General features: G+C 70.3%; 19 protein-coding genes and 1 pseudogene. 5 read left to right on the top strand and 15 right to left on the bottom strand.

Annotated elements, in window-relative coordinates:
• Positions 1–31: 31 nt before the first annotated feature.
• From ABGB12_RS28910 to ABGB12_RS28855, 12 genes are all read right to left on the bottom strand, one after another.
• Complete coding sequence (locus tag ABGB12_RS28910; RefSeq protein WP_347682639.1) at positions 32–1,111, bottom strand: XdhC/CoxI family protein; 1,080 nt, start codon at positions 1,109–1,111, stop codon at positions 32–34.
• A 27-nt stretch (positions 1,112–1,138) separates the two neighbouring features.
• Entirely contained in the window at positions 1,139–2,332 is a 1,194-nt protein-coding gene (locus ABGB12_RS28905) for a cytochrome P450 (RefSeq protein WP_347682638.1), read from the bottom strand.
• 64 nt (positions 2,333–2,396) lie between these two features.
• The gene (locus ABGB12_RS28900; protein ID WP_347682637.1) at positions 2,397–3,233 is read right to left on the bottom strand and encodes a mycofactocin-coupled SDR family oxidoreductase; all 837 of its coding nucleotides are present in this window, start codon (positions 3,231–3,233) and stop codon (positions 2,397–2,399) included.
• Between the two features lie 90 nt (positions 3,234–3,323).
• Positions 3,324–4,007: an SRPBCC family protein gene (locus tag ABGB12_RS28895; protein WP_347682636.1), complete on the bottom strand. Its 684-nt coding sequence runs from the start codon at positions 4,005–4,007 to the stop codon at positions 3,324–3,326.
• A complete protein-coding gene (locus tag ABGB12_RS28890; RefSeq protein ID WP_347682635.1) occupies positions 4,004–4,492 on the bottom strand; it encodes a (2Fe-2S)-binding protein in 489 nt (162 codons plus the stop codon). Before ABGB12_RS28890 ends, ABGB12_RS28895 begins: the two co-directional genes overlap by 4 nt.
• Positions 4,485–5,360 (bottom strand): xanthine dehydrogenase family protein subunit M, encoded by an 876-nt coding sequence (locus tag ABGB12_RS28885; RefSeq protein ID WP_347682634.1) that lies wholly within the window; start codon positions 5,358–5,360, stop codon positions 4,485–4,487. The genes ABGB12_RS28890 and ABGB12_RS28885 overlap by 8 nt, the downstream gene beginning before the upstream one ends.
• Positions 5,357–7,705, bottom strand: coding sequence for a xanthine dehydrogenase family protein molybdopterin-binding subunit (locus ABGB12_RS28880; protein ID WP_347682633.1), 2,349 nt, complete (start codon positions 7,703–7,705; stop codon positions 5,357–5,359). Before ABGB12_RS28880 ends, ABGB12_RS28885 begins: the two co-directional genes overlap by 4 nt.
• A 468-nt stretch (positions 7,706–8,173) precedes the next feature.
• Positions 8,174–8,779: a helix-turn-helix domain-containing protein gene (locus tag ABGB12_RS28875; protein WP_347682632.1), complete on the bottom strand. Its 606-nt coding sequence runs from the start codon at positions 8,777–8,779 to the stop codon at positions 8,174–8,176.
• 44 nt (positions 8,780–8,823) lie between these two features.
• Entirely contained in the window at positions 8,824–9,606 is a 783-nt protein-coding gene (locus ABGB12_RS28870; RefSeq protein WP_347682631.1) for an enoyl-CoA hydratase, read from the bottom strand.
• A gap of 10 nt (positions 9,607–9,616) precedes the next feature.
• Positions 9,617–10,789, bottom strand: coding sequence for an acyl-CoA dehydrogenase family protein (locus ABGB12_RS28865; RefSeq protein ID WP_347682630.1), 1,173 nt, complete (start codon positions 10,787–10,789; stop codon positions 9,617–9,619).
• Complete coding sequence (locus tag ABGB12_RS28860; RefSeq protein WP_347682629.1) at positions 10,773–11,771, bottom strand: acyl-CoA dehydrogenase family protein; 999 nt, start codon at positions 11,769–11,771, stop codon at positions 10,773–10,775. Before ABGB12_RS28860 ends, ABGB12_RS28865 begins: the two co-directional genes overlap by 17 nt.
• A 48-nt stretch (positions 11,772–11,819) precedes the next feature.
• On the bottom strand, positions 11,820–12,998 hold the full coding sequence (locus ABGB12_RS28855; protein WP_347682628.1) for an amidohydrolase family protein: 1,179 nt from the start codon (positions 12,996–12,998) through the stop codon (positions 11,820–11,822).
• Between the two features lie 216 nt (positions 12,999–13,214).
• Between ABGB12_RS28855 and ABGB12_RS28850 the strand changes: the two genes are divergently transcribed.
• The 4 genes from ABGB12_RS28850 (at position 13,215) to ABGB12_RS28835 (ending at position 16,546) form a co-directional block, all read left to right on the top strand.
• Positions 13,215–14,075 carry a mycofactocin-coupled SDR family oxidoreductase gene (locus ABGB12_RS28850; protein ID WP_347682627.1) on the top strand — a complete coding sequence of 287 codons (861 nt, stop codon included), beginning with the start codon at positions 13,215–13,217 and terminating at the stop codon, positions 14,073–14,075.
• Between the two features lie 23 nt (positions 14,076–14,098).
• The gene (locus ABGB12_RS28845; RefSeq protein ID WP_347682626.1) at positions 14,099–14,299 is read left to right on the top strand and encodes a ferredoxin; all 201 of its coding nucleotides are present in this window, start codon (positions 14,099–14,101) and stop codon (positions 14,297–14,299) included.
• Entirely contained in the window at positions 14,296–15,669 is a 1,374-nt protein-coding gene (locus tag ABGB12_RS28840) for a cytochrome P450 (RefSeq protein ID WP_347682625.1), read from the top strand. Before ABGB12_RS28845 ends, ABGB12_RS28840 begins: the two co-directional genes overlap by 4 nt.
• Positions 15,670–15,844: 175 nt before the next feature.
• Positions 15,845–16,546 (top strand): helix-turn-helix domain-containing protein, encoded by a 702-nt coding sequence (locus ABGB12_RS28835; RefSeq protein ID WP_347682624.1) that lies wholly within the window; start codon positions 15,845–15,847, stop codon positions 16,544–16,546.
• Between the two features lie 58 nt (positions 16,547–16,604).
• Here ABGB12_RS28835 and fdhD read toward each other — a convergent pair whose 3' ends face one another.
• The 3 genes from fdhD to ABGB12_RS28820 form a co-directional block, all read right to left on the bottom strand.
• Positions 16,605–17,444, bottom strand: coding sequence for a formate dehydrogenase accessory sulfurtransferase FdhD (fdhD, locus tag ABGB12_RS28830; protein WP_347682623.1), 840 nt, complete (start codon positions 17,442–17,444; stop codon positions 16,605–16,607).
• Positions 17,444–19,741, bottom strand: coding sequence for an FdhF/YdeP family oxidoreductase (locus ABGB12_RS28825; RefSeq protein ID WP_347682622.1), 2,298 nt, complete (start codon positions 19,739–19,741; stop codon positions 17,444–17,446). Before ABGB12_RS28825 ends, fdhD begins: the two co-directional genes overlap by 1 nt.
• Before the next feature lie 96 nt (positions 19,742–19,837).
• Positions 19,838–20,734, bottom strand: a complete 897-nt coding sequence (locus ABGB12_RS28820; RefSeq protein ID WP_347682621.1) for a siderophore-interacting protein — start codon at positions 20,732–20,734, stop codon at positions 19,838–19,840.
• Between the two features lie 213 nt (positions 20,735–20,947).
• On the opposite strand from ABGB12_RS28820, the pseudogene ABGB12_RS28815 reads away from it, so the two are divergent.
• Positions 20,948–21,040, top strand: a pseudogene (locus tag ABGB12_RS28815) (IS5/IS1182 family transposase); the annotation flags it as partial.
• Positions 21,041–21,070: the final 30 nt, after the last annotated feature.

Here is a 21,070-nt window from a genome sequence, read left to right as displayed (position 1 = left end):
GCGCGGAGGAGAAGGACGCGAGGGCCGGACCTCACGCTCCGCGGCCGTCCGCCGCGTAGTCGTGGTGGATGGGGCCGCTGGTCCGGCCGAGCGGCAGGGCTCCGCCCCCGCGGCGCCCTGCCACGATCTCCGCGATGATCGCCACCGCGGTCTCCTCGGGGGTGCGGGCTCCCAGATCGAGCCCGATCGGCGAATGGAGCCGTGCCAGCTCCGCGTCGGTGAGGCCGGCCTCGCGCAGCCGCTCCAGTCTCTCGGCGTGCGTGCGGCGTGAGCCCATCGCGCCGACGTAGCCGACGGGCAGCCGCAGCGCGACCTCCAGCAGCGGCAGGTCGAACTTGGCGTCATGGGTGAGGATCACGACGGCCGTGCGGGAGTCGATCTCGGTGGAGGCCAGGTAGCGGTGCGGCCAGTCGACGACGACCTCGTCGGCGTCGGGGAACCGCGCGGGGGTGGCGAACACCGGACGGGCGTCGCAGACCGTCACGCGGTAGCCGAGGAAACGGCCGAGGCGGACCACCGGCCCCGCGTAGTCGATCGCGCCGAAGACCAGCAGCCGGGGCCTGGTGGCGTAGGAGGCGATGAAGACCTCCAGGCCCGGACGGCGGCGGACCGAACGGATCCCGGTCGCGCCGCCGTCCAGCATGGCTCTCGCCTCCGCCACCACGGCGGTGTCCACGGCCGCCGTCCCGCTGCTCCCGTGGTGCCCGTCCGGCAGGATGACGAAGGTCGCGCCTGAGCCGTCCAGGACATGCGCCACGGCCACCGGGGAAGAGGCGGAGACCGCTTCGACCACCTGCGCCGGCGGCGCGGGCTGGACGAACACCTCGATGGTGCCCCCGCAGGTCAGGCCGACCGCGAAAGCGGTGTCGTCGGAGTAGCCGAAGCTCTCCCGCACCGCCGAGCCGGTCCGCAGGACCTCACGGCACAGCTCGTAGACGGCGCCTTCGACGCATCCGCCGGACACGCTGCCCACGGCCTCCCCGTCCTCGGAGACGGCCATGGCCGCGCCGGGGCGTCGGGGAGCGCTGCCGACCGCCCCGATGACGGTGGCCAGCGCGTACCGCACACCCGCACGGCTCCAGGCCTCGAGCCTCGAGGCGATCTCACGCATGCGCCTGCTCCTGGTCGGTCTCCGGGCTCAGCCGATGATGAGCGGGAGGGTCTCCCAGCCGCGGACCGTCGACGTCTGCGCCAACTTCGCTCCGTCCCAGTCCACCTCCCAGCGCGGGAAGCGCCTCAGGATCTCCTCCATCGCGATCCTGCCCTCCAGCCGGGCCAGCGCCGCGCCCAGGCAGTAGTGGCCGCCCAGGCCGAAGGCCAGTTGCTGGCTGATGTGGCGGCGGATGTCGAAGCCGTCGCCGTCGGGGTAGCGCCGCTCGTCCCGGTTGGCGGAAGCCACGTTGAAGAGCAGGGCGCTGCCCGCCGGGACGGTCTCGCCGTGGAACTCCACGTCCTGGGTGACGTACCTGCCGATGGAGTGGCCGGCCGGCTCCATGCGCAGGATCTCCTCGATGGCGTTGGGGATCAGGGACGGGTCGTCCACGAGCTCGCGGCGCTGGTCGGGATGCTGGGCGAGCAGGGATCCGATCCAGCCGATGAGCCGTCCCGTCGTCTCGTTCCCGGCGCCCGCGACGACCGTGACGTAGGTCAGGACCTCGTCGCGGGTGAGGGTGCGCGTCCGGCCGTTCTCGTCCTCGAACTCGGCGTTCAGCAGCTCGGTCATGAGGTCGTTCGACGGGTGCCTCCTGCGCCAGTCGATGTACTCGCCGAAGGCCTCGTTGCTGAGGACCGCGCCTCCCCGGAAGTCCATCTGCCCGCCGTCCTCGGTGCGCAGGACCTCGTCCGTCGTGTCGCGGATCGCCGGCTGGTCGGACTCGGGGATGCCGAGGAGCATGCCGATCACGCGCATCGGCATCTCGGCGCCGACGGCGGCCATGAGGTCGAAGCGCTTCTCGCCGAGGACGGCGTCGAGGGCGTTGGTGCAGAAGCGCCGCACCTGCGGCTCCAGCATGCCGATCCGCCGGGGGGTGAACACGCGGGCGAGCAGGCGGCGGTGGATGTCGTGGGTGGGCGGGTCCTCGAAGATGAGGGTTCCCGGCGGGATCTCGAAGTCCGACTTGATCAGCTCGAGGATGTTGCCCTTGGACGAGCGGAACGTCTTCCAGTCCGGCAGGCCGCGCTCGACGTCGGCGAAACGGCTGACCGCGTAGAAGTCGTACTTCTCGTTGTAGTAGAGCGGCGCCTCTTCCCGGAGCCGACGGTAGATCGGGTACGGATCGGTCGTGAACTCGGCGTCGTAGGGGTCCCAGTAGACCTCGTCGTCGGCTGCCATCTGTGTTCCTCCAGAGATGATCAGAACGTTCACTCGGGCGGGGGCCGGTGAGGCGCCCGCCCGGTCACTTGAGCAGGGACCCCGCGTCGATCGGAAGCGTCACGCCGGTGATGTAGCGGCCCTCGTCCGACGTCAGGAAGAGCACCGCGTTGCTGACGTCCACCGACTCCACCCACGGGACCGGCAGCATGTTCATCATCTGTGAGATCGGCGCCATGTCCTCCTGGGTGGGGTTCTCCAGGTCGGGCCGGAACATGCGGTACGTCATCTCGTTCATCAGCATCGGCGTGTTCACCTGGGTGGGGTGGACGGAGTTGACCCTGATGTTGTGCTGCGCGAGCTCCACCGCCATGGTGCGCATCAGCCCGACCACGCCGTGCTTGGTGGCGACGTAGTTGGCGATGAACGGGTGGGCCTTCAGTCCCCCGACGGAGCTGGTCAGCACGATCGAGCCGCCGCGGCCGCCCTCGATGATGTGCGGGACCGAAGCTTTGGCGGTGTGCCAGACGCCGGTCAGGTTGACGTCGACCGAGTCCTGCCACGGCTTGGCGTCCAGGTCCTGGACCGGGTCGCCGGAGGCCGCGAGGCCGGCGTTGGCCACGACGATGTCCAGTCGGCCGAGCCGGCTCACCCCGTCGTCGACGGCCGCCTTCAGCGCGTCGTAGTCGCGCACGTCCGCCTGGGTCGCGATGATGCGCCGGCCCAGCGCCTTCACCTGCTCGACCGTCTCGTCCAGGTCCTCCGGGGTGGACATGGGGATGGGCACGGTGTCGATCTGCTTGCAGATGTCGACCGCGATGATGTCCGCGCCCTCCTCCGCCAGTCGTACGGCGTGGCTGCGTCCTTGGCCGCGTGCCGCACCGGTGATGAAAGCCACCTTGCCTTCTACTCTTCCGGGCATCACTGACTCTTCTCTTGACTCGATGGCCGGCGCCGGCGGGTGTGCGGCGCGGGTGAATTCGTGGTTCTGCGGAGCCGGGGGCTGCCGGTCTCAGGCGTTCTTGCGGCCCTGCGTGTTCCTTCGGCGGTTCAGGATGATGAGGAGGAGGGTGAGCAGGGCCGCCGCGGCGGCGATGGGGCCGACCCGTTCGAGGAGGCCCCCTCCGGCCGACCGAAGGAGGTCGATCGGCTCGGCGGGGGGCGGGGGGTTTTCGTCCGGGGTCTCCTGTTCCGGCGGTTGGACGGCGGGGACGGCCGTGTGGCCGATCGCGGCCCCGCCGCCGTCCGCCGGGGGCCCGGCGAGGCCGGCGGCGAGGTTGGTGGCGAACTGGTCGATGAGGCCGGCTGCGACGTCGGCCAGCGTGCTGCGGCCGAACTGCGCGGGTCTGCCGGTGATGGCCAGGTCGGTGTCCACGAGGACGCCGGTGGTGTCCCCGTGGTCGGTGAGCGTGCAGGTGATGGTCGCCTTGGCGGTTCCGCCGCCGCGCGTCTCCCGGCCGCCCGCCTCCATGACCACGGTCCTGGCCGCCTCGTCGAGGGAGAGGAAGGTGACGGTGCCGCTGTAGGTCAGCCCGATCGGCCCGAGCTTGACCTTGACCTTGCCGCCGAACCGGTCGCCGTCGTGCGAGGTCAGGGTCGCTCCGGGCACGCAGGGGGCGATCCGCTCGATGTCGAGCAGGACCTTCCACGCCTCCTGGACGGGCACGGGGATGCTGAGGGTGTTCTGGAGCTTCATCCGGTCTCCTCCGCGGCGGCGCCGTCGGCCGCCGCCCGGACGGCCTTGAGAATCCCCTGATAACCGGTGCAGCGGCACAGGTTCCCGGACAGGCCGTCGCGGATCTGTTCGTCGGTGGGGTCGGGGTGGTCGCGCAGGAACGCGGTGACCGAGACGATCAGCCCCGGGGTGCAGAAACCGCACTGCAGCCCGTGGTGGTCGCGGAAGGCGGACTGGACCGGGGAGAGACCGCCGTCCGGCGAGGCGATCCCCTCGACGGTGGTGATCTCCGCCCCATCCGCCTGCACGGCGAACATCAGGCAGGAGCGGACGGCCTCTCCGTCCAGGAGGACCGTGCACGAGCCGCAGACGCCGTGCTCGCATCCCAGGTGGGTGCCGGTGAGCCCGCAGTGCTCGCGCAGGTAGTCGGCGAGGGTCAGCCGGGGCGGCACGGTCGCGCGCCGCGCCATGCCGTTGACCCGCATCCGGACTTCGACGTCAGGCATCGTTCGCCTCCTTGACGGCTCGCTGCCAGGCGCGCGCCACCATGACGGCGCCGACGTGTCTGCGGTAGTCGGCAGAGGCGTGCAGGTCCGAGGGCACCGACTCCGGTTCCGACAGGGCGATGCGCCCGACCTCGCCGGGCGGGAGCTCGTCGGCGCCCCGGCCGGCCAGCGCCTTTTCGGCGGACGAGGCGCGCAGCGGCGTCGGGCCGAGGCCGAACAGGCCGATGGCGCACCGGTGGATCCGCCCCCCGGCGTCGAGTTCGACGGAGACGGCGGCGCCCGCGATGGCGAAGTCGCCGGACCTGCGGGCGAACTCCTCCACGGCGAAACCGCTGCGGGGTCTCCGGACGGGGAAGGTGATCCCGGTCAGCAACTCGTCGGGTGCCAGAGCGGTGCTCCACATGCCGGTGAAGAAACCCGCCGCGGGGAGGGTCCGCCAGCCTCGCGGCGACACCGTCTCCAGTTCCGCGTCGAGCGCCAGGGCCACCGCCGGGTACTCCGCTGCGGCGTCGGCGTGGGCGATCGATCCGCCGACGGTGCCGCGGTTGCGGATCTGGAAATGCCCGATCAGCGGGGTGGCGCGGGCCAGCAGCGGGACGTTCCGAACGACCTCCGCGGACCGCTGCACCTCGGCCTGGGTGGTGGCGGCGCCGATCCACAGTCCCGTGCCGCGCCGCTCGACGCCGCGCAGCTCGGTCAGGCGGCGCAGGTCGACGAGATGGTCGAAGACCGCCAGCCGCAGGGCGAGCATGGGGACCAGGCTCTGCCCTCCGGCGATGACCTTGGCCTCCTCGCCCAGTGCCGCGAGCAGGCCGACCGCCTCGACGGCGTCCTCCGGCGCGTGGTAGGTGAAAGGCGCGGGCTTCATCCGGTCACCGTCCCCCGCGTCCGGGCCCGGCGTACCAGTGTGACGATCGACTCCGGCGTCACCGGCAAGCGGGTGATCTTCGCGCCGAATGGCGCGAGCGCGTCGGCGACCGCGTTCACGACCGCGGGAGGCGCCCCGATCGCGCCGCCCTCGCCGACGCCCTTGTAGCCGCCGGGGCCCGGCCCCGGGGTCTCGACGTGGCCGTACTCGATGACCGGCACCTCGGTGGAGGTGGGCAGGAGGTAGTCCATGAAGGTCGTGGCGATGGGGTTGCCCTCCTCGTCGTAGGCGAGGTGCTCGTACAGCACGCCGCCGATCCCCTGCACGGTGCCGCCCGCGATCTGGCCCTCCACCACACTGGGATTGATCATGGGGCCGCAGTCCTCGCTGACGATGTGGCGCAGCAGCTTCACCTCGCCCGTGGTCACGTCCACCTCGCAGGTGCACAGGTGCGTCGCGTTGGCCCAGATCATCGGAGCCCGCGCCCGGTACCGGCCGCTGGCCTCCAGGCCCGGCTGCACGCCGGGCGGCAGGTTCTCGGGCTGGAAGTAGGCGGTCGCGGCGACTTCCGCCAGGGAGAGGACGGCCTCGGGCTTGTCCGGGACGCGGGCCTGCCCGTCCGCCAGCTCGACGTCCTCGGCGGACACGCCCAGGCGGTGCGCGGCGATCGCCGTGATGCGCTCCCGCAGGACCGACGCGGTCTCCGCGATGGCCCCCGCGGTCATCGACCCCGACCGGCTGCCGCCGGTGCCGCCGCCGAACGGCGTGATCGCCGTGTCGCCCTGGATGGTGTTGACGTCCTCGATGTTCACGCCGAGGGCGTCGGCGGTGAGCTGGACGACGGTGGTCTCGATGCTGTTGCCGCTCGAGCCGCCCGCGACGTACACGTTGACCTTGCCCGAGGGCTCGATCCGGATCGTCGCCCCCTCGGTGGCGTACAGCGGCATCACGCCCGTGGTCGGCTCGACGTAGGTGCACGTGCCGACGCCCAGGAAGCGGCCCTCGGCGCGGGCCCGCTCCTGCTCCCGGCGGAACGCCCCGTAGTCGAGCATCTCGAGGGCCTGCTCGAACGTCTCCAGGGGGGTGATGTCGCTGTAGGGCATGCCGCAGGGGTTCACCAGCGGGAGCTCGTCGCGCCGCAGCAGGTTCCGGCGGCGCAGCTCGACCGGGTCCATCCCCATATCGCGGGCAGCGATGTCCAGGAGCACCTCGCGTGCCACCGACTCGAACTGCCACGGCCCGCGGTAGGCGGTGCGCCCCACGGTGTTGGAGAACACCGCCGTCGTGGCGAACGTCCCCTGCGGGACCCGGTAGGGGCCGGGGAACAGCAGCCCGACGACGGGGAGGGTCTGCACCGGCCACGGGATCGGGTAGGCGCCCACGTCCTGCACGTAGTCGATCGCGGCGGCCAGGATCGAGCCGTCGGCGTCGAAGGCCATCCGGGCGTCGGCGTGCTCGTGGCGAGCCTGCCCGGCCGACAGCAGGTTCTCCCGCCGGTCCTCGATCCACTTCAGCGGGCCGCGGACCTTTCGCGAGGCCAGCATGACGCACATGTCCTCGCGCTGCGGCATCACCTTCTGGCCGAAGCCTCCGCCGGTGTCGCGCATCACGACGCGCACCCGGTGTTCGTCGAGCCCGAGCAGCCGGGCGCAGAACAGGCGCACCTCGTGCGGCGACTGGGTCGCGGCCCAGATCGTCATCTCGCCGGTGGACGCCGACCACTCCGCCACCAGGCCCCGCGTCTCGATGGGCACGGCCGCGTAGGCCTGCTGGTGGATCGTCTCGCGCACCGTGAACGCGGCCTCGTCGAAGACCGGCGCGAGCTCCTCGACGGGAAGCCCCGCCATCTCGCCGGCGACGTTGCGGGGGTATTCGGCGTGCACCAGCTCGGCGGCCTCCCGCGCCGTGGCGTAGTCGACGACCGGAGGCAGCGGCTCGTAGTCGACGACGACCAGCTCCGCGGCGTCCTCGGCGATGTAGCGGTCGGCGGCGACCACCAGCGCCACCGGGTCCCCGACGAAGCGCACCTCGCCCTCGGCCAGCGGCGGCCGCGGCGTGTCCGGGACGTCGCGGCCGACCAGGGTGTACCACTGCTCGCGCACGCCCGGGTTGAGGTCCTCGGCGGTGAAGACCGCGTGGACCCCCTCGACGGCGAGCGCCTCGGTGACGTCGATGCCCTCGATCCGGGCGCGGGCCAGCGGGCTGCGCACGAAGTGCGCGTGGAGCATCCCGGGCCGCACCACGTCGTCCACATAGGTTCCGTGGCCGGTCAGCAGCCGCGGGTCCTCCACCCGGGGCACCCTGGTGCCGGCGTAGCGCGCCGGAGCCGTCTCCGCGGCGCTCATCCGCCGGCCGTCCTCATGCCGCGCCCGAAGGCGTCGGCCCGGCCGTCGGAGCGGGGGCGGGGATGGGGTGCCGATGCTTCGCCGCCGAAGCAGTGGACCGAACCGGAGTCGCTCACTCAGGCCTCCTCTGACCGTGTGCGCGGTCTGCCGCCGTGTGCCGCCGCGAGCACGCGGGACCTCCTGCGCCTCGCACTGCTGAGCACCTACCTAGCATTGCTGTGCACATGCCTAGCATGGCCCGAACATTGTGGTCAAGGTCACCCACACGGGTACGTACGGCGCGCACAGCACGGGAAACGGCGTGATGCTGCTCCCCGCCCCGCGCACGAACGACCGTCCGCGCACGATGACGGCCACGCCGTGCCAGGCGAGGGCGGAGCCGGTCGTGATTCGGCTACCGGCCTCTTCCGGCCACATCGAACGCGCCGACGCCGTGCCGCGTCGGCCCCGCCGCCGGCCGGTGTCTCATCACGGGTCCGGCGGACGGTCGAACTGCCGGGCTAGCGATGCGATGTACTCCCCGAACACCGCCTTCACCGGGGTCGAGGGCGCGATCAGCCACGAGGCCTCCATCCCGTTGAGGAAGGCGACGATCTCCTCGGCCTTGACCGCCGCGTCCAGGTCGGGCCGGTACCTGCCCGCGCGCTGGCCCCGGCGGATCCCCTCCGCGACCGCCTCGACCGCGGCCCGGTGCCTGGCGAGCATCCAGTCGTGCAGCGGGGCGTCGGGGTCGAGGTTCTCCATTCTGAGGACGGCGAACGTCCCGACCATCTCCGGAGCCCGGGCGATCCGCTCGGCGACGTGCTCGAGCTGCTCCAGGAGGTCCCGCGAGTCGTCCTTGTGCGCCGCGTCGTAGACGTTGCGGGCCTCGAGCACCGCTTGGAGCAGATGTTCCTTGGACCTGAAGTGATGCAGCAGGCCCGCGGGGCTGATCCCCGCCTCCCCCGCGATCTGCCCCAGCGTCGTGGTACGCCATCCGTTCCTCGTCAGCAGCCGCTGAGCGACGGCGAGGATGAGCTGTTTGCGGTGCTCCCCCTTGGCGAGGAGGGCCGCGTAGGGACGCAGGTCGGGCATGAGGCTCTCCTCTGAGATTCGCGAGCACTCATCGGACCGGTCGCCTATTTGAGTTTGGCCTTCATCTCGTCGAGTTTGACCAGGATCGGATAGCCGCCGACGCTCAGGGCGTTGCCGTGACCGGTCTGGTGGATGTCGAACACCGACTGGATCGCGGCGTAGAAACCCTGCACGTCCTGGGTCTGATTCACCGCCCGCTTGGCCTGACGCAACCCGAACGCCGGCATCTCGGCGATCTGCGCCGCCAGCTCACGCGTCGCGGCGTCCAGCTCCTCCCGCGCCACCACCCGGTTGACCATGCCGACCCTCTCGGCCTCCTCCGCCGTCAAAGGACGACCGGTGAACAGGATCTCCTTGGCCTTGCGAGGACCCAGCTCCCAGGTGTGGCCGTGGTACTCCACCCCGCCGATGCCCATCGTGACCACCGGGTCGGAGAACAAGGCGTCCTCAGAAGCCACGATCAGGTCACACGGCCAGCACAACAGCAGACCTCCCGCGATGCAACGCCCCTGGACGGCGGCGATCGACGGCTTGGGAACGTTGCGCCAGCGCAGGGAGTAGTCCAGGTAGCGGCGGGTCTCCGCGTTGTAGATCCACTCCAGGGTGATCTTCTCCGGAGCCGGGCCGCTGCCCTTCAGATCGTGGCCGGCCGAGAAGTGCCTGCCCTCCGCCCGCAGCACGATCACCGCCACGTCCTCGTCCTGCGCCGCCCTCGTCCACGCGGCGTCGAGCTCGTCGAGGAGCTGCATGTTCTGGGCGTTGGCCGCCTCGGGGCGGTTGAGGGTGATCGTCGCGATCCTGTCGGCGACCTCGTAACAGATGTACATGATGGGCTCCTCAGCCTCGGGGCAGGCCGAGCACCCGCTCGGCGATGACCGTGCGCTGGATCTCGGAGGTGCCGCCGGCGATGGTGCCGCCGAAGCTCCGCGCATAGCGTTCGAACCAGCCGGTGATGAACACGTCCAGATTCAGATGGGCGTAGGGCCCCGTGGCCGCGGGGTACAGGCCTTCGGCCCCGTGGGCGTCCAGCATCCGCTCCGCCGCCTTCTGCGTCGCTTCGGAGCCGAACAGCTTGAGCACGGACAGCGCCGCGACGTCCTCCTCGCCGCGGGCGGCGCGGGCCAGGGCCGCCGAGCCCATCAGCCGCAGGGCCTGGGCGTCCATGACGAGCGTGGCGTACCAGTCGCGGTCGAGCGGGGTCGTCGGGCGGAAGTCCCGGACCTGTTCCTCCAGGCGTGTGGCGAAGTGCAGCCACAACATGTTGCGCTCATGGCCGAGGGAGCCGGTCGCGATCCGCCAGCCGTCGTTAAGGGCGCCGACGAGGTTCTCGGCGGGGACCTTGACGTCCTCGAAGAAGACCTCGTTGAAATCCAGGTCCTCGCGTCCGGCGATCGAGCCGAACGGGCGGCGGGTCACGCCCGGCGTGTCCGTAGGGATGATCAACGTGCTGATGCCCTTGTGCTTGGGCGCGTCGGGGTCGGTGCGCACGAAGGCGAGGATGAAGTCGGCGTCATGCGCGCCCGACGTCCACACCTTCTGCCCGTTCACCGTGAAGTTGCCGCCCTCCAGCACCGCGCGGGTGCGCAGCGAGGCCAGGTCCGAGCCCGCTCCCGGCTCGCTCATGCCCAGCGCGGCCGTCTTCTCCGCACGCAGAACGGGGACCGCCCAGCGGTGCTTCTGCTCCTCGGTCCCGAACGACAACAACGAGGCCGCGATGATGCCCAGGCCCTGGGGGTTGAAGCTGTGATAGATCCGCCGCCGCGCCAACTCCTCCAGATGCACGTACTGCTGCAGGAGACTCGCGTTACGCCCGCCGAACTCCGGCGGATTGCCCGGCAGCAGCCATCCCTCGTCGAACAGCAGCCGCTGCCAGCGGCGCGCCCACTCGGGGATGTGGGCGCTGGAGCGCGGCCGCTCCACTGCCTCGGCCTCCGAGGGCGCGTGCTCGGCGAGGAACGCCGCGAACTCCGCGCGGAAGGCCTCGACCTCGGGATCAAAGGTGAGCTGCATCGTATTCCTCCACGATCAGTGACCGGTGCTCGGCGGCGCCGCCGAGCAGCAGCTCACCGGCCTTGGCGCGCTTGAGCGCGAACTGAAGGTCGTTCTCCCACGTGTAGCCCATGGCACCGAACAACTGGTAGCCGTGGCAGAACACCAGGGACTGGCACTCCCCCGCCGACGCTTTGGCCATCGAGGCCGCCAGGGCACGGCGAGGGTCGTCGGCGGCGATCGTCAACGCCGCGTAGTAGGCCAGGGCGCGGGCGCGTTCGATCGCCACGTGCATGTCGGCGGCCTTGTGCTTGACGGCCTGGAACGAGCCGATCGGCGCCCCGAACTGGTGGCGGGTGCGCACGTGTTCCAGGGTCAGGTCGAGGATCCGCTGGCAGGCTCCGACCGTCGTCAGGGCCAGACCGGTGAGAGCGAGATGGCGGGCCTCGGCCGGATCCGTCGCGCTCAGGTCGTCCGCGGAGACACCGACGTCCGCGAAGGAGACCTCCGCGACGTGCAGGATCGGGTCGAAGACCGGCGTGAGGGTGGCCGTGGTCCGCTCGGCCGGGACGGAGAAGACTCCCTCGCCGGTGACGACGGCCAGCCGGTCCGCGCGGTCGCCGTCCAGGATGTGGCGGGCGGTGCCGTTCAGCAGCCAGCCGTTACCGTGACGCCTGGCGGTGACACCCTCGAACACCGCGGTGCCGGACTCGCCACGCCCGGCGGCCTCGGGGAAGAAAGGGGCGAACTGCGTCATCGTCGCCAGGTAGGGGGTGGGATCGGTGGCCCGGCCCAGCTCCTCCAGCACGATCGCCAGCTCCACGGCCTCCGCCCGCCCGGTCAGCTCGGTCCAGCCATGGCGGACGTAGGCGGCCCAGAGCGGTCCGGGATCGGCCCCCTCGTCGGCGATCCCTCGGATCAGCGAGGTTGGGCACTCCTTGGCGACGGCCTCGCGAACCGTCGCCTGCCACAGCCGCTGGTCGTCATCGAACTCGAAGATCATCCTGGTTCCCCTCGCGCGCTATGCGTCCTGCTTTCATCGGGTCTCGCCTCACGCGGAGATGAGCCGGGCCAGATTGCCGCCCATGATGAGGGCCTGCTGCTCCCGGCTGAGGTCCTTGAGCTCGTCGACGTAGGTGATCGGGTCGGCGAGGCCCTCGGGATGGGGGTAGTCGGAGCCGAACAGCACCCGCTCCACCCCGATGAGGTCGGACAGCCTGGCCATGTCCTCCTCCCAGAAGGGGCTGACGTGGATGTTGCGCTTGACCGCGACCACCGGGTCCTCGGTGAACTCCTGCGGCATCTTCTTGTAGATGCCGGCCAGCTGCTCCAGCAGCGGGCCCACCCAGGTGGCGCCGTTCTCGATCACGGCGATCTTCAGGGCGGGGAACCGGGACAGGGCGCCATGGATGGCCAGCGCGGCCACGGTGTCCTGGATCGGACGCCACTCGAAGATCATGCGGAAGGCGTTCGGCTTGAACGGCAGCATCTCGTTGCTGACGCCCTCCCAGTCGCTGATGTAGCGGCTGTAGCCGCTGTCGGAGGAGTGCAGCGCGACCAGGATGTCGTGGTCGACGACCCGCTGCCAGAACGGGTCGAACTCCGGCAGGCCGAACGAGCGGCTGCCCTTGTACCCGGGGACGGGGGCGGGACGCACCAGGATCGCCCGGGCGCCGTTCTCCACGACCCAGTCGAGCTCCTCGATCGCCTTCTCGACGATGGGCATGGTGATGACGGGGGTGGTGAAGATGCGGTCCTCGTAGTTGAAGGACCAGGTCTCCAGCAGCCACTGGTTGAGCGCGTGGATGACCGCGTGGGTCATCTCGGGGTCGTCCTTCATGCGCTCCTCGATGAGGCTGGCCAGCGTCGGGAACATCAGCGTCCGCTGGATGCCCAGTTCGTCCATCAGTTCCAGTCGCGGGGCGGGCTCGCGGAAGGCGGGGATGGAGCGCATCGGCTCGCCGAAGATCGCCCGGCGGTCCTTTCCGTCGGGGTTGCCCACGCGGAAGTACTCCTCCATCGCGCCGGGGCGCGCGACCACCTCGAAGGTGGGGTTGGGGATGTACTCGCTGATCCGGCCGCGGACGGCGATCTTCGTGCGACCGTCGACCTGCACGTACTTGATCGCGTTCTTGTACTCCTTCGGTAGGTACTTGGTCAGCGCCTCCTGGGGCTCGTAAAGGTGGTTGTCCGCGTCGAACAGCGGATACGGCAGGTCGCGGGAGGGCATGGGATCTCCTTCGCCGGTAAGGGTGAAGCCCACCATAAATAAGTAAGCGATCACTCATCAAGACTGGTTTTTCTCCTTTTATGAGAGTACGGTTCTCTCATTCGTAACTGAACTTCTCGATAACGGCGATCGCTGTAATCGAGTCGGCGACCGACCGACCAGCTCTGCACCACCCACTGCTCTCAGTCACCCCCCCGAAGCAGAAGGAGCCATCCGATGGGACGCGTTGAGGGAAAAGTCGCCTTCATCACCGGCGCGGCTCGCGGTCAAGGCCGCAGCCACGCCGTCCGACTGGCCGAGGAGGGAGCCGACGTCATAGCGGTCGACCTCTGCCGGGACTACGAGACCGTCGGCTACCCCATGGCCGACCCGGACGACCTCAAGGAGACAGTGCGCCTGGTCGAGGAGCGGGGCCGGCGCATCGTGGCCGTCCAGGCCGACGTCCGCGAGGCGGCGCAGATGCGCGACGCGCTGGAGCAGGGCATCGCCGAGCTCGGCAAGGTCGACGTGGTCGTCGCTCAGGCCGGCATCGCCCCGCTGCACGGCGACCCCCCGCTCCAGGCGTGGACGGACGTCGTCAACGTCAACCTGCTCGGATCGATCAACGCGATCCAAGCGTCCCTTCCGTACCTGTCCGAGGGCGCCTCGGTCATCGCGGTCGCCTCCGCCGCCGCGCTGATGAGCCAGGGCATGGTCCAGAACCCCGGCACCAACCCCGGAGGCAGCGGCTACGCCTGGGCCAAGCGGATCCTGTCCGACTACATGCACGAGCTCGGACGGCAGCTCGCCCCCCGTTCCATCCGGGCCAACGTCGTGCACCCGACCAACGTCAACACCCGGATGCTGCAGAGCAAGCCCATGTACCGCTCCTTCCGCCCGGACCTGGAGGACCCGAAGCGCGAGGACGCGGAACCCGCGTTCTACGTGCAGCAGGCGATGCCGGTCCCGTACGTCGAACCCGTGGACATCAGCAACGCCATCCTCTTCCTCGCCTCCGACGAGGCCCGCTATGTGACCGGCATGCAGCTGCGGGTCGACGCCGGCGGCTACCTCAAGTGGCACGACTTCCACGTCTGAACGGCAAGGGAAGGAGAACGATCATGAAGGTCAAGGTCGACCGAACGCTCTGCCAGGGGCACACGCTCTGCGCGATGAAGGCCCCCGAGGTCTTCGAACTCGACGACGTCGACGGGCACTCCTCGCCGATCGGCCCTGACGTCCCCGCCGGCCAGGAGGCCCAGGTGATGAACGCCGTCAGATCATGCCCCGAGCGGGCGATCTCCGTGGAGGGAGCACCGTGAGCGAGGAGGACATCGTCGGCGACGAGGACCGCGAGAAGGTCAGGTACCACTTCGACCGGCACGCCCCCGACTACCGGGAGCGGTTCGAGGAGATCACCCACGAGATGCACGCCCGGTGCCCCATCGCCTGGACCGACACCCACGGGGGGCACTGGGTCGCCGCCGGAAACCGCGAGGTCTTCGAGCTCGCCGCCCGGTCCGCCGAGTACCTCTCCAACGACAACGACGTCAAGGGCGAGCGGCGCGGCTACAAGGGGATCTCCATCCCCCCTCCCCTGCGTGCCCGGAGCACCCGGGGCGGATTCCTGGAGATGGACCCGCCCGAGCAGCGCCACTTCCGCCAGGCGCTCAACCCCTACCTGTCCCCCGCGGCCATCGGCCGCTGGGTCCCCTGGATCGACGAACTCGTCCGCGCCTGCCTCGACGAGAGGATCGAGACGGGCCGCATCGACTTCGTCGAGGACCTCGTCAACATCGTGCCCGCCGTCTTCACCCTGGCCATGATGGGGATCCCCGTCAAGGACTGGACGGTCTACTGCGAACCGGCCCACGCGGTCATCTACACCCCGCTCACGTCCCCCGACATCATGCGGGTCGGGCAGCTGCACATGGCGATGCAGCAGGAGCTCGCCAGGCGGCTCGCCGAGATCAAGGAGAATCCCCGGCCGGGCCTGGTGGACGGGCTGATCAACGCCGAGATCAACGGCCGGAAGGCGCCCGACGACGAACTGCTCGGCGTGCTCGGCCTGCTCATCGGCGGCGGCTTCGACACCACGACGGCCCTCACCGCCCACGCCATCGAGTGGCTCTCGGAGAACCCGGCGGAGCGCGAACGGCTCAGCCGCGAGCGCGGCGCCCTGCTGGACTCGGCGACCGAGGAGTTCCTGCGCTTCTACACCCCGGCCGTCGGGGACGGGCGCACGATCTCGGCCGACTGCGAGATCGCCGGGGTGAGGTTCAAGGAGGGCGAGCGCCTCTGGCTGTCCTGGGCGATGGCCAACCGCGACCCCGCGGTCTTCGAGGAGCCCGACAGGATCGACATGGAGCGCGAGGGCAACAGGCACGCCAGCTTCGGCCTGGGCATCCACCGGTGCATCGGCTCGAACGTCGCGCGCACGGTGTTCAAGCGCATGATCGTCCAGGTCCTCGACCGCATGCCGGACTACGTGTGCGACCCCGAGGGGACCGTGCACTACGACACGGTCTCCGTCATCAACGGCATGCGCTGTCTCCCCGCGACCTTCACTCCCGGTCCCAGGCTCGGCCCCGGGCTCGACGAGACCCTCGAGAAGCTCCAGAGGGTCTGCGACGAGCAGCGGCTCGCCGAGCCGGTCACCGTCCGCAAGGCGAGAGCGAAGATCACCGACTGACGGGTCGTGTCCGGCCCGCGGGCTGAGAGCCCGGCGCCGAGGACCCGCGGATCACCGTTCGGCGCGTGACGCGCCGAACGGTGATCCGGTCGTGTCCGAGCATCGGCCGTACCGACTAATATGAGAGTGTGTGCTCACTTAGCTCCTGCGGAAGCCCGGTCGTCTGGGGACGCCCATGACCGAGCAGACCGCCTCCGCGACGCGGTCCCCCGAGGACGAACCGCGGCCCTCGGAGAACAAGCCGCGTCCCCGCAGGCGGCTCACCGCCGAGGCGCGCAAGAGCTCCATCCTGGCCGCCGCCAGACGCGCCTTCACCGAGACCGGTGACATGAACGGCACGACGATCAAAGTGATCGCCGAGCACAGCGGCATCAGCGAGGGCGTGATCTACCGCCATTTCGAGAGCAAGGACCAGCTGTTCTTCGAGGCGGTCGTGGAACCGCTCAAGCAGGCCGTGGACGACCTCGTCGCCGCCACCTCGGCCGTCGACCTGGACCAGCCGCTCACTCCGGAGCGCCGGATGCGGGCCACCGCGGTCCTCTACCGGCAGCTCATCTCGACGCTGGAGGAGATCCTCCCGCTGCTGGGCCTGGTGCTCTTCGGCGACCCGCAGGTGGCCCGCCGGTTCTACCAGGAGAGCTTCATGGTGGCCATGGACCGCCTGGCCGAGGCGTGGCGCGAGGTCGAGGACAGGTACGGCTACCCGTTCGAGTCCTCGGACATCTCGGCCCGCGCGGTGATGGGCGCCGCGCTCATCATGGCTCTGGAGAGCCGCCACGGCAAGGGATACGACCGCCGCCGCGCGCTGACCCTGCTCAGCGAGGGCACCATCAAGGGCTTCTTCCCGCACATGGATCCGGAGCGCCTGCGGCAGTGACGCCGGCTCCTCGGCGACGTCGATACCGGTCGGTTCCCGTCCGTGCCCTCTTCCCCGTTCAACCCGGCTCAGGCGGGCCGAACAGGCGGTGTTCCCCGGTGTAGACGTTCATCGAGGCGCCGCGCAGGAAGCCGATCAGGGTCAGGCCGCTCTCGGCCGCCAGGTCGACGGCCAGGGAGGAGGGGGCGGAGACGGCGGCGAGGAGCGGGATGCCCGCCATGACCGCCTTCTGCACCAGCTCGAAGGAGGCCCTGCCGCTGACCATGAGGATCGTCCCGCGCAGCGGCAGCAGACCTGAGCGCAGGGCGTGGCCGATGACCTTGTCGACGGCGTTGTGGCGTCCGACGTCTTCGCGCAGGCAGATCAGTTCGCCGTCGGGTGTGAACAGTCCGGCGGCGTGCAGGCCGCCGGTCTTGTCGAACACGCGTTGTGCCTCGCGCAGCCGATCCGGGAGGACGGCCAGGGCTTCGGGGGCGATGCGCAGCGGGTCCTCGGCGATGTTCCAGGGCGCGGTGGTGGCGATCGCCTCCAGGCTGGCCTTGCCGCACAACCCGCACGAGGACGTCGTGTAGAAGTTGCGCTCCAGCGAGGCGTCGGGCAGCGGCACGCCGTCGGCCAGGACCACGTCCACGATGTTGTAAGTGTTGGAGCCGTCCTCGGTGGCGCCCGCGCAGTAGCGGATGCCGGCGATCTCCTGCGCCTCCCGGACGACGCCCTCCCCCACCAGGAAACCTGCCGCGAGATCGAAATCGTCGCCGGGGGTGCGCATGGTCACCGTCAGCGCCCGCCCGCCGACCCGAAGCTCCATCGGCTCCTCCACCGCCAGGGTGTCGGGCCGGGTGGAGGGCTTCCCGTCGCGGACGCGCAGAACGGGCCGGCGAACGGTCACGCGGCCCATCAGGCGGAGCTTTCCCGCACCGCCTCCAGGCGGACCACGACCGCCTTGGAGGTGGGGGTGTTGCTGACGTCGGCGACGCTGTCCAGGGGCACCAGGACGTTGGTCTCCGGGTAGTAGGCGGCGGCCGAACCCTGTTTCGTCGGGTAGGAGACCGCGGTGAAGCCCTCGGCGCGGCGCTCCCGCCCGTCCTCCCAGACACCCACCAGATCGACCTTTTCCCCGTCGGCGATGCCGAGGTCCCTCAGATCGTCGGGGTTGACCATGACCACGCGGCGCGAGCCCTTGATGCCCCGGTAGCGGTCATCGGACGTGTAGGGGACGGTGTTCCACTGGTCGTGCGAGCGCAGGGTCTGCAGGATCAGATGGCCCCGCGGCGCCTTCAGCGAGGCGAAGGCGTTGCCGGTGAAGACGGCTTTGCCCTGCGGGGTGTTGAAGACACGGCTGTTGACCGGGTTCGGCAGCCGGAAGCCGCCCGGTTCGCGCACCCGGGCGTTGAAGTCCTCGAACCCCGGGATGACCCGGGAGATGCGGTCGCGAACGGTGTCGTAGTCGGCCTCGAACTCCTCCCACGGCAGCGCGGGCTCCTCCCCCAGGGTCAGCCGCGCCAGGCGGCTGATGATCGCCACCTCGCTCAGCAGGTGCTCCGAGGCGGGCGGCAGTTTGCCCCGTGAGGCGTGGACCTGGCTCATGGAGTCCTCGACCGTCACGAACTGCTCGCCGCCCGCCTGGACGTCCCGGTCGCTGCGGCCCAGCGTGGGCAGGATCAGCGCGGTCTCGCCGCACACGGTGTGGGAGCGGTTCGGCTTGGTCGAGATGTGCGCGGTCAGGCGGCACGAGCGCAGCGCCGCCTCGGTGACCTCGCTGTCTGGGGTGGCCCGCACGAAGTTGCCGCCCACGCCCAGGAAGACCTTCGCCTTCCCGTCGCGCATCGCCCGGATCGCCTCCACGGTGTCCATGCCGTGCGCCGCGGGCGGGGTGAAACCGAACTCCTTCTCCAGAGCGTCCAGGAACCGCGCGGGCGGCCTCTCCCAGATGCCCATCGTGCGGTCGCCCTGCACATTGCTGTGGCCGCGCACCGGGCACACCCCCGCGCCGGGGCGGCCGAGGTTGCCGCGCAGCAGCAGGAAATTGACGATCTCCCGGATCGTCGGGACGCCGTGCTTGTGCTGGGTCAACCCCATCGCCCAGCACACGATGACCTTCTCGCTCCTCAGGACGCGTTCGTGCACGTCCTCGATCTGCTCGCGGCTCAGCCCGGTGGCCTCCAGCACCTCCGGCCACGAGACGCCGCGGGCGTTCTCGGCGAACTCCTCGAACCCGGTGGTGTGGTCCCGGATGAACTCCCGGTCCAGCACGGTGCCGGGGTTCTCCTCCTCCGCCTGGAGCAGCAGCAGGTTGAGAGCCTGGAAGAGCGCGAGGTCGCCGCCGAGCCTGATCTGCAGGAACACGTCGGCGATCAGCGTACCGCGCCCCACGATCCCGCGCGCCTTCTGCGGATGCTTGAAACGCATCAGGCCCGCCTCGGGCAGCGGGTTCACCGCGATCACCTGGCCGCCCCTGCGCTTGGTCTCCTCCAGCGCCGAGAGCATGCGCGGGTGGTTCGTGCCCGGGTTCTGCCCGACCACGAAGACCAGGTCGGCCTCGTACAGGTCGTCCAGGCTCACGCTTCCCTTGCCGATGCCCAGCGTCTGGATCAGTGCCGAGCCGCTGGACTCGTGGCACATGTTCGAGCAGTCCGGCAGGTTGTTCGTCCCGAAAGCCCGCGCGAACAGCTGCAGCAGGAAGGCGCCCTCGTTGCCCAGCCGACCCGAGGTGTAGAACAGCGCCTCATCCGGGCTCTCCAGGGCGCGCAGCTCCGCGGCGATCAGGCCGAGCGCCTCGTCCCACCCGATCGGCTCGTAGTGGTCCGAGCCTGGCCGCTTGACCATCGGCTCGGTCAGCCGCCCCTGCTGGTTCAGCCACTCGTCGGAGGCGGCGGCCAACTCTGAGATCGCGTGCCTCCGGAAGAACTCCGGTGTCACCCTGCGCGAGGTCGCCTCGTCGTTGACGTGCTTGGCGCCGTTCTCGCAGTACTCGTTCATGTGGCGCCGGCCCGGCGCGGGCTCGGGCCAGGCGCATCCCGGGCAGTCCAGGCCCCCGGCCTGGTTGACGTTCAGCAGTGTCAGGGCAGTGCGCCGCACCGACGTCTGCCCCAGGGAGTACTCCAGGGCGTGGAAGACCCCGGGAAGCCCCGCGGCCCAGGCCTTGGGCCCGGTCACGCGAAGACGTTCCCCGTCCTGACCTTCGATCGTGCTCACCGGTTCTCCCGTCCCTTCGGTCACGGATCTGGCCGCTCGCCCGCGGCCAGATCCGTCCTTTCCGGCGGGGCCGCACCCCGCCGAAGCCAGGTCGATTCAGGCCACGCCTTGTTCCTTCTCGACCTGACGATTCCATTCCCGTTTGGCGGCCTGCCAGCCGTCCTCGTTCTGGCCGAGCCGCCAGTAGCCGGAAATGGAGACCTGCTCCCGCGGGACACCGCGCTCGACGAGCAGCAGCCGCCGCAGCTCCTTGACGAAGCCGGCCTCCCCGTGCACGAACGCCTGGACGGCGCCTTCGGGGAAGTCCAGCTCACTGACCGCCCTGACCAGGGCGTCGCCGACGGGTGCGTCGCCCCGGTGCACCCAGGTGATCTCCGCGTCGCCGGAGGACTCGAGCTCCAGCTCCTCCTCCGGGCCGGCGACCTCGATGAAGGCCAGTGCCCGCTTGCCTTCTGGCACCCTCTCCAGCGAGGCCGCGATGGCGGGAAGGGCGCTCTCGTCGCCCGCGAACAGGTGCCAGTCGGCGTCCGGGCCGGGGACGTAGCCGCCCCCGGGGCCCGAGAAGCGGACCTCGTCGCCCGGCTGCACCTTGGCGGCCCAGGGACCGGCCAGACCCTCGTCACCGTGGTAGACGAGGTCGACGGTCAGCTCGCGTTTCCCCGCGTCCCAGCGGCGCACGGTGTAGGTGCGCATGGCGGGCCATTGCTCCCGGGGGAAGTCCGCCCGGATCTGCTGCAGGTCGAAGGGCTCCGGGTACGTCACGCCCGGGACGGGGAACAGCAGCTTGATGTAGTGGTCGGTGTACTGCCCGGCGCTGAACCCCTCCAGCCCCGGGCCGCCCAGCACGATGCGGAGCAGGTGCGGGGTGAGCCTTTCGACCCGCTGGACCTGTGCCCGGGTGGCCCTGGGGTTCCTACGGCCCTCCGGCCCACCGCCGCCCGGACGTCCCCCGGGACGCCCCTGCCGCCCTGGACTGTCTGGAACTTCTGTCATGTGGATTCCCTCCTGGGCATGAACGACTCCGGATCAGGCTTCGCCAGGAACCTTCACACCCGGCTTCTCCGCGGCGTCGACCAGGCCCTTCCAGACCTTAGACCGTGCCCTACGTGGATTTTCGAATGATTTGCGGCGATGGTCCTGAATCGTGTTGATGTCGAGTCCGGGTCTGCGGTTGGTGCCCGATGAGCTGTGGGAGTTGTGGGGGCCGCCTCGGTGCGGGCGAAAAGGGGTGGCTCGCTGACCGGGCCGAATCCGGCCGATCGGGCAGAGAAGGGCGGCGATCTCCACGTGGTCTCGGACGCCGTCCTGGCTGCTGGGCTACCGTCGCCC

The sequence above is a fragment of the Actinocorallia sp. B10E7 genome (genome assembly GCF_039871655.1).
Lineage (GTDB): Bacteria > Actinomycetota > Actinomycetes > Streptosporangiales > Streptosporangiaceae > Actinocorallia.
This window is presented reverse-complemented; position numbering and strand designations above follow the sequence as displayed.